This window comes from Paenisporosarcina sp., assembly GCF_049671445.1.
In the GTDB taxonomy this organism is placed as follows: domain Bacteria; phylum Bacillota; class Bacilli; order Bacillales_A; family Planococcaceae; genus Paenisporosarcina.
In genome coordinates this window covers 17,726-30,049 of the sequence record NZ_JBATUX010000049.1, presented here as the reverse complement: position 1 = coordinate 30,049, position 12,324 = coordinate 17,726, and the positions used below count along the sequence as shown (strand labels likewise).

At 39.4% G+C, this 12,324-nt stretch carries 10 protein-coding genes, 1 pseudogene and 1 riboswitch; of the genes and pseudogenes, 8 read left to right on the top strand and 3 right to left on the bottom strand.

Features of this window, described 5'->3' with window-relative positions; translation table 11 throughout:
* The 8 genes and pseudogenes from WBG45_RS06920 to WBG45_RS06885 form a co-directional block, all read left to right on the top strand.
* Positions 1-339, top strand: a pseudogene (locus WBG45_RS06920) (metallophosphoesterase); the annotation flags it as partial.
* A 68-nt stretch (positions 340-407) separates the two neighbouring features.
* Positions 408-1,019 carry a DedA family protein gene (locus WBG45_RS06915; RefSeq protein ID WP_424413192.1) on the top strand — a complete coding sequence of 204 codons (612 nt, stop codon included), beginning with the start codon at positions 408-410 and terminating at the stop codon, positions 1,017-1,019.
* Positions 1,020-1,028: 9 nt separating this feature from the next.
* Entirely contained in the window at positions 1,029-1,856 is an 828-nt protein-coding gene (locus WBG45_RS06910; protein WP_424413190.1) for an undecaprenyl-diphosphate phosphatase, read from the top strand.
* Between the two features lie 322 nt (positions 1,857-2,178).
* The gene (locus WBG45_RS06905) at positions 2,179-3,726 is read left to right on the top strand and encodes a diguanylate cyclase (protein WP_424413188.1); all 1,548 of its coding nucleotides are present in this window, start codon (positions 2,179-2,181) and stop codon (positions 3,724-3,726) included.
* A gap of 7 nt (positions 3,727-3,733) precedes the next feature.
* Positions 3,734-4,189: a hypothetical protein gene (locus tag WBG45_RS06900; RefSeq protein ID WP_424413186.1), complete on the top strand. Its 456-nt coding sequence runs from the start codon at positions 3,734-3,736 to the stop codon at positions 4,187-4,189.
* A gap of 79 nt (positions 4,190-4,268) precedes the next feature.
* A riboswitch (cobalamin riboswitch) is annotated at positions 4,269-4,446 on the top strand.
* Between the two features lie 180 nt (positions 4,447-4,626).
* Positions 4,627-6,849: a ribonucleoside-diphosphate reductase subunit alpha gene (locus tag WBG45_RS06895; protein WP_424413185.1), complete on the top strand. Its 2,223-nt coding sequence runs from the start codon at positions 4,627-4,629 to the stop codon at positions 6,847-6,849.
* Between the two features lie 13 nt (positions 6,850-6,862).
* A complete protein-coding gene (locus WBG45_RS06890; RefSeq protein ID WP_424413183.1) occupies positions 6,863-7,903 on the top strand; it encodes a ribonucleotide-diphosphate reductase subunit beta in 1,041 nt (346 codons plus the stop codon).
* A 228-nt stretch (positions 7,904-8,131) separates the two neighbouring features.
* Positions 8,132-8,551, top strand: coding sequence for a VOC family protein (locus tag WBG45_RS06885; protein WP_424413181.1), 420 nt, complete (start codon positions 8,132-8,134; stop codon positions 8,549-8,551).
* 625 nt (positions 8,552-9,176) lie between these two features.
* Here the strand turns inward: WBG45_RS06885 and WBG45_RS06880 are convergent.
* Genes WBG45_RS06880 through WBG45_RS06870 form a run of 3 tightly spaced genes read right to left on the bottom strand, consistent with a single transcriptional unit; the run spans position 9,177 to position 12,235 of the window.
* Complete coding sequence (locus WBG45_RS06880; protein WP_424413179.1) at positions 9,177-10,703, bottom strand: tripartite tricarboxylate transporter permease; 1,527 nt, start codon at positions 10,701-10,703, stop codon at positions 9,177-9,179.
* Between the two features lie 18 nt (positions 10,704-10,721).
* Positions 10,722-11,171 (bottom strand): tripartite tricarboxylate transporter TctB family protein, encoded by a 450-nt coding sequence (locus WBG45_RS06875; protein ID WP_424413177.1) that lies wholly within the window; start codon positions 11,169-11,171, stop codon positions 10,722-10,724.
* Between the two features lie 56 nt (positions 11,172-11,227).
* A complete protein-coding gene (locus WBG45_RS06870) occupies positions 11,228-12,235 on the bottom strand; it encodes a Bug family tripartite tricarboxylate transporter substrate binding protein (protein WP_424413175.1) in 1,008 nt (335 codons plus the stop codon).
* Positions 12,236-12,324: the final 89 nt, after the last annotated feature.

Here is a 12,324-nt window from a genome sequence, read left to right as displayed (position 1 = left end):
GGTAGAGAAGATGCAACGAATGGCAAGCGACAGTCTTTGGCAAGCTTGAAGCCAGAGAAGAGCGAGCTACCTTGGTTCGTAATGGACCATACACCATTTGATTTAAAGACACCGAGCGAGCTTGGTGTGGATGTGCATGTCTCAGGGCATACGCACCGTGGTCAAATGTGGCCAAATCACCTATTTACTCGCCGTTTATTCGAGCTTGATTACGGGTATAAACTTAAAGGCTTGATGCACGCTTTTGTGTCATCTGGCTTTGGATTTTGGGGTCCACCGCTTCGCTTAGGGTCTCGTTCAGAGCTTTGGTCGATTACTGTCACGTTTTCGACGAAATAAACATTGGGAAAAGTTGCGCAAGATTGTTACCATAGAAGGTATAGAAAATTTTTGGTTGGAGGCTGGACATGGAAAACTGGATTACCGATATAATGAGCCAGTACGGATACTTAGGTATATTCTTGCTTATTATGCTTGAAAATATTTTCCCACCAATTCCGTCAGAAGTGATATTGACGTTTGGTGGATATATGACGACGCAGTCAGATATGACGGCAATGGGTGTTATTTTAGTGTCAACGGCTGGATCAGTTGCTGGGGCTGTCATTCTTTATGGGCTTGGTTTACAGCTTGATGTAAAGCGCTTAGAGAAAATTGTGGATCGTTATGGACGGGTTTTACGTTTAACGAGAAAAGATATTCACAAAGCAGATAGCTGGTTTGATAAATACGGCATCTGGACGGTACTATTTTGTCGCTTGATTCCATTGATTCGTAGTTTAATTTCGATTCCTGCTGGGATGTCGAATATGAAGTTTGGATTATTTTTGTTATTTACGACAGTAGGAACACTTATTTGGAATACGATTTTAGTATCGGTTGGAGCGGCTGTTGGCGATAACTGGGAATCAATCGTAGCCGTTATGGACGTCTATTCAAATATTGCGTATGTTGTGATTGTACTTGTAGGACTAGCGGCAATTTGGTGGTATATACAATTCCGAAAAAAAAGAGCATAAGGAGATATTATGGAACTATTTGATTTACTGAAAGCGTTAATACTAGGGTTTGTGGAAGGGATGACGGAGTTCGCTCCTGTTTCTTCTACTGGGCATTTAATTATTGTGGATGATATGTGGTTAAAAACTTCCGAGTTTCTCGGCAAATATTCAGCTAACTCGTTCAAGATTTTTATTCAGCTTGGATCGATTTTGGCGGTAATTGTTGTGTTCTGGAAACGTCTATTTAGTTTAGTCGGACTTTATAAAATAAAAGACGCAACACCAGGCTCTCAGTTGAAGTTGTCACATGTAATTGTAGGTTTAATTCCAGCTGGTGTGCTGGGTGTGTTGTTTGAAGATTTTATTGATGAGCATTTATTCTCTGTTGGAACAGTGTTAATCGGTTTGGTGATCGGTGCCTTTTTAATGCTTGCTGCTGATAAATTTGGACCAAAAAAACCAAAAACACAAACGTTGGATCAAATTACATATAAGCAAGCATTTACTGTAGGACTTGTACAATGTTTCTCATTATGGCCAGGTTTTTCTCGTTCAGGTGCAACCATTTCTGGTGGTGTATTGTTCGGTATGAGTCACCGTACGGCTGCAGATTTTACGTTTATTATGGCCGTTCCGATCATGTTCGGAGCTAGTTTCTTGTCATTATTGAAGAATTGGGATGACATCAATCCGAACGACATGTCATTTTATGCTGTAGGGTTTATCAGTGCTTTCGTGTTCGCACTCATTTCGATTAAATTCTTCTTGAAGTTAATTGAACATTGGAAGTTAACACCATTTGCGATTTATCGTTTGGTATTAGCTGCAGTGTTAGCGGTAATCATTTATTTCTAAATAATTCACAAGCGGTCTCACTATGAGGCCGCTATTTTTGAGGGGATTTTTTTGATTCGCTGATAGACGACAAAAATCCGCTCATAGACGTCACAGAACCGCTGATAGTCGACAAAGATTCGCCGATAGCCATGTCTTTTGCGCTGATAGACGACAGGAAAACGCTCATAGAAAACAGGAATCCGCTCATAGTCGACACCGATCCGTGGAAATACCAGACCGGATGTGTTTTAATCGACAGAAAATAGTGAAAAAATGACAAATTTCAACTATACTTGAAGATATATATACCTAGTCGGGTAGCTGAAATGAGGTCTTCATGATGGCAATCTCAAATGTTTTATCTTATTTTCTTGCCTATATTATACCTGCGTCTGCTTTACTCGCGATGTCTTTCGTGGTGATGTTCCGTAATCCTAAACGGACTGAGCATCAACTTGTCTTTATCATTATTAACTTATATGCGATTATGTTTCTTGGAGAATTTATTCGTCATATATTACCGGTCGAAAACAGTGCATATATTCACGATTATATTACGGTTGTAGCGGGTTTGTTAATTGTGATGTTTGGATTTCATTTTTTTGCCAAAGTGTCTAAAATGGAAGAAATAATGCCTAAATGGCTATATCCTGGTTTATTTTATGTTCCACTACTATTCCTTGTTTTTTACATGTTTACAATGGATCCTAGTCAAACCATCGATAATTATGTAAGACAGGGACATTGGATTTATGGAAAACTAGATATGGCTTACTATGTGGCTGTTCTTTCTAGTTCACTCATATCTTTACCTTCATACTTCATGTTGAGAAATGGCATTAAACGTGTCCATACTAAACAAGATATCGACCTTTTAAAATTTCTTTCTTGGACTGTTTTAACCATAATCGTGGTCATACTTGTATTAGGTCTGCCAAATTATCGTGGGGCTCTGCCTCCGTATCCATATCTATATACCGGGGTATTATTAGCAGTATTATTTACATATAGCATGTTAAAATATAATTTTTTATCGAATGTAAATGATCAATATGCCACTCTTTTTAACTTGAATTCATCAGCTATTTTCATATTCTCTGAGAAATGGATAGTCGAACAAGCGAATGAAGCGGCTCTGTTACGATTTCCTGGAAAAAAGAAAGAATTCTTTGATTTATTTCATACAAATAAAGAAAACGATGAACAATTGTTAGCTATTCAACAGCAATTAAAGCAAGGAAACTCAATCCACTCAATTTTGTATCATATGCAAAGTGATGTCGTCGATGCTTATTTCTTGTTGGACGGGAAACAGTTTATTAAAAATCAAGCAATCTCCTACTACTTAATTTGTCGTGACGTCACTGAAGAAAAACTAGCAGATGACCGTGTGAATTTTCTTGCCTATCACGATATGTTAACGGGTGTGGCTAACCGTGCTTCATTTGTTCAATTATCCGAAAAATATATTGCCAATAATCCGGATCGTACAGCTTATTTTGGTTTATTGGATTTAGATCACTTTAAAACGATCAATGATGTTTATGGACATTTAATTGGAGATGAAGTACTTATTCATACAGCCTCAATCCTCAGCGAGTTGATTGCTGGAAGTGGGCATGTAGGTCGTATTGGAGGAGACGAGTTTGTTTTTGCGGTTTCTAAAAGCAAACGTTTCGAAAATGTAGATCAGTTAATGGAACAAATTCTTCATGCTTTTCAAGAACATCCTTTCGTTTATAGGGATGTGTTGATTGAAATAGAGCTAAGTGTTGGCTATAGTACGTATCCATTCGAAGGAAAAACGTATGATGAGCTTTATGCACTCGCTGATCAGCGGATGTATTCAGTGAAAAGAAAGCGTAAGGAGCAAGAGAAAAAGGGGTGATTTTTAGATGTCTCCAGAAGTAAAAGAACTTCACCAAAAATGGGCAATACAGTTGTTCAATGAAACATGGGATAAGATAGATATGAAAGTTCGTACCCGTGATGATGATTCAAAAATGCTTGAGAAAGCATACGCATCACTTTATCATTGGCGACAAGTTGGCACCAAACTTAATTTAATAAGAGGATATTGGCAAGTCTCTCGTGTCCATGCCATTCTTGGGCAAGGGGATGCGGCTTACTTTTATGGGATTTCAGGTGTTGAACTATGTGAAGCTGAAGGATTTGGAGATTTTGATTTAGCTTTTGCTTATGAATCAGTTGCCCGTGCAGAAAAATGCCGAGGAAATTCCGAATCTATGACCATTTGGTTCGAACACGGACAAGCTGCAGCCGAAAACATTGCAAAAGAACAAGACAAAAAATATTTTTTAAGTGAATTAGTCAGTGTTAATCTGGGGTAAGAACAAGCAAAGACTTTTCGTCTATTGAACGATGAAACACAATATGTTAAATTAATATTTATATAAAACACAATATGTAGTATGTAAACGAAAAAATGGTACCAGCAATGGTTTAATAGGGAATTCGGTGAAATGCCGAAGCTGTCCCCGCAACTGTAAGTGCAACGACTGTACAAAGTCCACTGTGTAATGACACGGGAAGGCGTATGGAAGGCTAATGCACGAGCCAGGAGACCTGCCATTTTTTCATAAGCATCACTTTCTTCGGGGGTTGAGGAGTGGAAGCGAGCTATCAGTAGCGAGCGATATTCCATTTTCTCGCTAACCACTTTAACTCCTTTCATTCTATCAATCATGAGCGATGGCTCAGCCGAAAAGGCTGATTCATCGCTTTTTTGTGTTTCTTAAATTGGGTTTTTGGAAGGGGAATATACTATATGCAAAAAGTATTATCAAAAAAAGATGCTAATATTGATCAGTTATTTACATTATTTCCAGAAGAGCAGTTAGCACCACTATTGCGTGCACATGATAAGTGGATAAAGAGAAATCCTGATGGCACAGATGCGCAGTGGTCACAAGCGATGGTATTAGAATCTCTTAGTCATTTGGACGAAGCAGAGCCGTTTTGGACATTTGTAGCTGCACGTATTTATTTAGTTCAAGTTTACAGTGAAATCGCCATTTTACGAAGCTGTTCAATGGATGATGTTTACAAGGATTTCTATAAACATCTCACTCGTTTATCAGACAAAGGATTATATGATACTCGACTGCTTCAAGTTTATACAAAAGAAGAAATAACAGACTTAGGTGAAATACTTGAACCTGAGCGTGACTCGCTTTTTACATATATCGGATTAAAAACGGTTATGGATCGATACGTAGCAAGAGACTTTGATAAAACGACAGCGGAACTTCCGCAAGAACGATGGCTCATCATTGCCATGACATTAATGCAAAATGAATCATTGAATCGCTTGGAGAAAGTAAAAGAAGCATATTGGGCGATGAGTAATTTATATATGACGGTGGCAACGCCAACACTTTCTAATGCTGGCAAGCCACATGGTCAGTTATCAAGCTGTTTTATCGATACGGTAGATGATAGTCTGCAAGGGATTTATGACACTAATACGGATGTTGCGACATTATCAAAATACGGCGGCGGTATTGGCATTTACATGGGGAAAGTGCGAAGTCGTGGTTCTTCAATTCGTGGATTTAAAGGTGCTTCAAGTGGGGTCATGCCTTGGATTAAACAATTGAACAATACAGCTGTTAGCGTCGATCAACTCGGTCAGCGACAAGGAGCAATCGCCGTTTATCTAGATGTCTGGCACAAGGATATTTTACCGTTTCTAGATTTAAAATTAAATAACGGGGATGAGCGAATGCGTGCTCACGATATATTTACAGGTGTGAGCTTGCCAGATATTTTTATGGAAAAAGTACAAGCGCGGGAAGAATGGGCATTGTTCGACCCACATGAAGTCCGCACCGTGATGGGTTATTCTCTCGAAGATTCCTACGATGAAAAGCGTGGGAAGGGGTCGTTCCGCGATAAATATCAAGCGTGTGTAGCAGACGATCGCTTGTCTAGAGAAGTTGTGCCTGCGATCGATATCATGAAACGAATCATGCGGAGTCAACTTGAAACAGGTGTCCCTTATATGTTTTACCGCGACGAAGTGAACCGGATGAATACGAATAAGCATGAAGGTATGATTTATAGCAGTAATTTATGTACAGAAATTTTTCAAAACATGAGTGCTACTGAATTTGAATCCATTACGATTGAAGATGATATCATCGTAACGCGCCGTAAACCAGGCGATTTTGTCGTCTGTAATTTGTCTTCAATCAACTTGGGGAAAGCAGTACCAGCTGGTGTCTTAAAACGACTCATCACCGTGCAAGTTCGCATGCTCGATAATGTTATTGATTTGAATATGATTCCTGTCCCGCAAGCCGAACGGACAAACGCGAGATACCGGGGAATTGGTCTTGGCACATTTGGTTGGCATCACTTATTAGCATTAAAATCAATACGCTGGGAAACAGATGAAGCCGTCCAGTTTGCAGATGAACTATATGAAGAAATCGCCTACTTAACTATCGAAGCATCCATGTCCTTATCAAGGGAAAAAGGGCCGTATCCGTTATTTAAAGGGTCAGGTTTCCACACGGGTGACTATTTCGAATCTCGTGGATACACATCAAAAAAATGGCGTGAACTTCGCTTTGAAGTAGCGATGAATGGCATGCGAAATGGTTATTTAATGGCCGTTGCACCGAATTCTTCTACTTCAATTTTAGCAGGGAGCACGGCTAGCATTGATCCGATTTTCCAAAAGAGTTATTCAGAAGAAAAGAAAGACTACAAAATCCCAGTAACCGTACCAGACTTAAATAAAGATACGACTTGGTACTACAAATCAGCGTATTTCATCGATCAACACTGGACGCTGAAACAAAACGCGGCTCGTCAACGCCATATCGACCAAGGGGTATCGTTGAACTTATATGTCCAAAATACAATCAAGGCAAAAGAATTGCTCGATTTACATTTAGATGCGTGGGCAAGGGGATTGAAGACGACTTACTATGTACGTTCCACATCAATTGAATTGATGGAATGTGAATCTTGCTCAAGCTAAGGGGGAACTGTATATGACGACAATCGAAAAACGAAAGCTCATGGATAAAGATGCACCAAATCGTTCAACAGGTATCGTAAATGGAGCCTCTTCGAATATTTTAAATTGGGATGATGTCCGATTTAGTTGGGCATATCCAAAATACAAAAGAATGCTCGGCAACTTTTGGACACCATTTGAAATCAATATGGGTTCAGACGTAAAACAATTCAGTTCCTTAAATGAACCGGAACGACAAGCATTCTTAAAAATTATCGGCTTATTGGCATTGCTCGACAGTGTTCAAACTGACTTTGCTGGAAAAGTGGCTGATTATCTTACTGATTCCAGTTTGAACGCACTGATGATTATCTTGGCACAACAGGAAGTTATTCATAACCATTCATATTCGTATGTGTTATCGAGCTTGGTATCAAAGGATGAGCAAGACCGTGTGTTTGATTACTGGCGCACAGAAACCGTTCTACAAAAACGTAATGAATTTATTATGAAAGGCTATGAAGATTTTACCGAAAAGCCGAATGTAGATTCGTTACTAACAGCAATTGTCTATGATGTTATCTTGGAAGGGTTGTTTTTCTATTCAGGATTCGCATTCTTCTATCACCTAGCCCGTCATCAAAAGATGGTCGGCACAAGTACAATGATTAACTACATCAACCGGGATGAACAAATTCATGTGGATTTATTCGTGAAAATTTATCAAGAATTGTTACAGGAATATCCACAGTATGATACGCCAGAAAGAGCGCGTGAAGTGGTAGCAATTTTCAAAGAAGCAGCGATGCTTGAAACTGAATGGGCCCGTGAAGTCATAGGAGACCGAATCGATGGACTAGATGTTGATGACGTGGAAGAATATATTTACTTTTACGCTAATGTTCGCTGTGCTCAACTCGGTTATGAACGTCCATTCCCTGAGTATCGCAAGAATCCATTAAAATGGATCAAAGCCTATGAAGATGTAGATTTAGGGAAAACTGATTTCTTCGAACAAAAATCCCGTCAATACGTCAAAGTTAATGTGCAAGATAATGGATTTGATGACTTGTAAGGAGATTAGGCGTCTCATAAGTCAAGTCGACTAGCTTGTGAGACCAGTTTGAGCGATAAATCCTCAGATTGAGCGATAAATCGTTAGTTTGATTGATAAAGTGTTCGGATTGAGCGATAAATCTCCAGTTTGCGATAAATTAATTTCCCTTTAATTAATAAAGGCTTTTATAGATAAATGGCGAACCTTATTAATGAAATTAATTTTTTACAAAGGGAATGTAAGCTGATGAAACCAGTAACACCATATTTATCGTTTTATGGAAATGGAAAAGATGCTGCGACATATTATCAAGAAACTTTTGGGTTAGAGAACACGGGAATGATGAAGTATAGCGATAGCGATGGAGGTTTTCCTTATCCACCAGAAGCTGCGGACTACATTATGCATTGTCACTTAACCAATGGAACCTTCAGCATTATGCTTGCAGATTCGCCTACTCCCGGCGAATCAGGGACATCAAATGTTGCATTGATGATTGAATGCGAAAGTGAAGAAGAAGTGAATCGCTTATACAATACTTTGTTAGATGACGGTAACGCGATTATGGAACTTCAAGACACGTTCTGGGGTGCGAAATACGCAAAAGTAAGCGATAAGTTTGGCTATACATGGGATTTGAATTTTGAAAAAAGACAAGCTGAATAACAATATGTGAAAAAGATAAATGGGGCTGCCGATAGAACTGGCAGCCTTTTTTTGTTGGGGAAAATTGGGTGAATGGGAATAAAGCATCTGCCAATGGGAATAAACCACATTGAAAGGGAATAAACCCTCACCTAACAACAAGCTGAAGCTGAGCGTATAAATACGCCCAGCTTCAGCTTGTTGACAAAAGAATATTAATTAATATAAAAGTATAAATATTCGAGGATTCATCTTTTCCACTTTATAAAAAATGTGGTCGGCTATTTCTTTCGGTTTCCTCGGACGAAACGCAAGCCTCCTCGGCTCTGCCTGCGGGGTCTAGCTTGTTCCGTTTTTTCCGCAGGAGTCTTCAGAAATAAGCGACCACTTTCTTTCTTAAATATTTTGAAGAGAAACGCTTTCTGTTGATTGGAGTGGAGGCGGCGACTTCAGCGGGAATAGCACGAGCTGTAGGCCCCGCAGGAACGTAGTGACGAGGAGAAAGCCGTGCCCGCGAAACGCGTCCGCCGCAAAGGAAATCAACATATCTTGCATAGAAATACAGTTATATTCACTAATTTTTTTGTTTGTCTACAGTCTGACTGAGCGTATAAATACGCCCAGCTTTTTTCGATCATTTACTTACTTACTCTTCATCATTGACGATGATATTACGTCCTTTTAGTTTTAAAAGAAGCGGAATAACGATCCAAGCAATGGCTGCAATGATAAAGACTAAAGACAACGGTTTTGTTACAAAAATAGAGAAGTCACCATTTGAAATTGTTAATGCACGACGCATATTATTCTCAATCATTGGCCCTAATACAAGTGCCAATACAAGAGGTGCAAGAGGATAGTCGTTTTTCGCTAATAAATAACCAAGGAACCCACATGCAAGTAACAAGTATAAATCGAAAGTGGTGTATTGAACGGCATAGACACCAAAAAAGGAAATCGCGACAATAATCGGAAGCAGATACTTTTTAGGTGTTTGAATAATTTTCGCAAACACTTTAACGAGTGGCATATTTAAAACTAACAGCATCAAGTTACCGATAAACATACTTGCAATCAGACCCCAAGCAACTTCTGGATGATCTTCAAATAACAACGGACCTGGCTGAATGTTGTACATGATAAGTGCACCCATCAATATGGCTGTTGTTCCTGAACCAGGAATACCAAGTGTTAATAATGGAATCATCGCACCACCAGATGCAGCGTTATTTGCTGATTCGGGTCCTGCTACTCCTTCAATTGCGCCAGTACCGAATTTCTCCGGATGTTTACTGAATTTTTTCTCTGCCATGTAAGAAAAGAAGGAGGCGAGAGTTGCACCTGCACCAGGCAGAACACCAATGAAGAAGCCTAAAAATGAACCACGAACAATGGGTACGGCACTATCTTTTAAATCTTGCTTCGTCGGTAAAATACGCTCGATTTTGGCAATTGCACCATCTTCTTTGTCTCGTTCAAGAATCGTTTTAAAGACTTCACCAAGAGCAAATAATCCAACGGCTATTGTTAAAAATTCGAGACCTGAGTACAGAATAGGCAAATCGTATGTAAAACGAGCAATCCCTGAAACGGCGTCGATTCCGATGGTTGCTAAAAGCAAACCGAATATCGTCATGATCAATGCTTTAGTCATAGATTTTCCTGCTAATCCACTAACTGCACATAACCCAAGAAGCATGAGGGAGAAATACTCAGCAGGTCCAAAATTAAGAGCAACTTTTGAAAGCGGTTTTGCTAATAAAACCAAGCCAATTAACGAAACAATACCTGCAACGAATGAACCGATAGCGGCGATGGAAAGAGCAGCGCCAGCGCGACCTTGTTTGGCCATTTGGTAACCATCTAATGTGGTAACAACTGAAGATGATTCTCCAGGGGTATTCAGCAGAATAGACGTTGTGGAACCTCCATACATCGCTCCGTAATAAACGCCAGCTAGTAATATGATTGAACTTGCAGCGGCTGCTTCAGTGGGCATGCCAGAAGTTAAGGTAGCAGTTACAGGAATAAGGAGGGCAACACCACTCATCGGACCTATACCAGGCAATACTCCAACAGCGGTACCAATTAACACACCAACGAATGCAAACATTATATTTTGCCACTGGAATGCGACAGCAAATCCGTTAAATAAAAAATCTAAAGTACTCATGCCAAAACTCCTTTCACTTTAAAACTCTGGGAATCCAGGCAATGATCCGCCAAGAAATTCTGCAAAAAAGTAATATACACCGAATGAAAATGCACTAGCGATGAGCAGTGTACTAATCCATTTCCCACGTTCCATTGTTTGAAATGCAATAACCAAGAAAATGAAGGTTGAAATCACATACCCGACTGGTTCTAAGACAGCTGCATACACCGCAGCACTTATGAAAATAATTAAAAATTTAACGTATTGAACAGGTTCTTTTCTACCTGCGACGTGTTCATATTTCATCGTTTCAAAAAGTAAGCGAATGCTTAATAAGATGAGGATGATTCCAAGTGCCATAGGAAAAATATTAGGTCCAACTGTAGAACCGTATGCACTTTGTGAAATGGAACGACTTTCAATGACAAACAAAAGACCAATCAGTAAAAAGGCGATACTTGCGAAACGATCGAACGTTTTACTCATTATCTTTCACACCTCCTAAAGAAAAGGGCGACCGCTATTGCCGTCGCCTTCATTCATTATTTTTGCATGTCTAATGCTGTTAATAATTCAACAATCACTTTGTCTTGATCTTCTAAATACGTAGTGAAGTCTTCGGCATTGCGGTATTCACTTTGCCATCCATTTCTTTCAAGTTCAGCTTTCCATTCTTCTGTTTCAACTAACTCGTCTAATTTCGATGTCCAAAAATCATAGGCTTGATCAGACATATCTTTAGGTCCAAATAATCCGCGCCAAATTGTAAATTCTGTATCAAGACCTTCTTCTTTGAAAGTAGGTACTTCACTTAGCACACCTTCTAAACGGTCAGAAGAACTGACAGCTAGCACTCGCACATCACCTGATTTAACAAATTCACTAATAGTTGATGCATCGGTTGCGATGACATCAGCATTATTCCCGAGAAGTGCAGCAACCGCTTCGCCGCCACCATCATAAGAAACATATTTGACTGCTTTAGGATCAATACCATATTTATAAGCAGGAAGAATTCCAACTAAGTGGTCCATTGAACCAGGTGCAGATCCACCAGCTAAAGTAATTTTACTTGGATCTGCTTTTATAGCATCTAATACATCAGTTAACGTTTTGAATTCTGAATCTGCTTTCACTACAATAGCACCGTAATCACGTGTTAATTGTGCTAGAGGTTTTGTATCTTTAAATCCATAAGGACTGTTACCCTCAGATTTATTGTTATTAATTAAAATTGGTGGTGATTTGACCATTAAAGCATAATCATTTTTCACTTCTTTGGTCGCAAACTCAGCCATGTATACAGCCCCACCGCCGCCTGGTTTATTTTCAACGACGATTGGTTCTTCGACAATTTTTGTAGCGTTCATCGTTTTAGCAATTGAGCGGGCCGTTAAATCCCATCCGCCACCAGCCCCAGAAGGCGCCACTATGGTAATCGTTTTTTCAGGATAGTTTGATGAAGCGCTTTCATTTCCTTCGCTTGAGCATGCTACTAAACTTAAAGCCAATGAACTTGCTAAAACTACGGTTGATAATTTTTTCCACATAAACGATATCCCCTTTAAATGAATTGAAAAAAGACAGCGCTTTCAAACGCTGTCTTCAATTTATCAGAACTTTTATTTAATTCGATGTT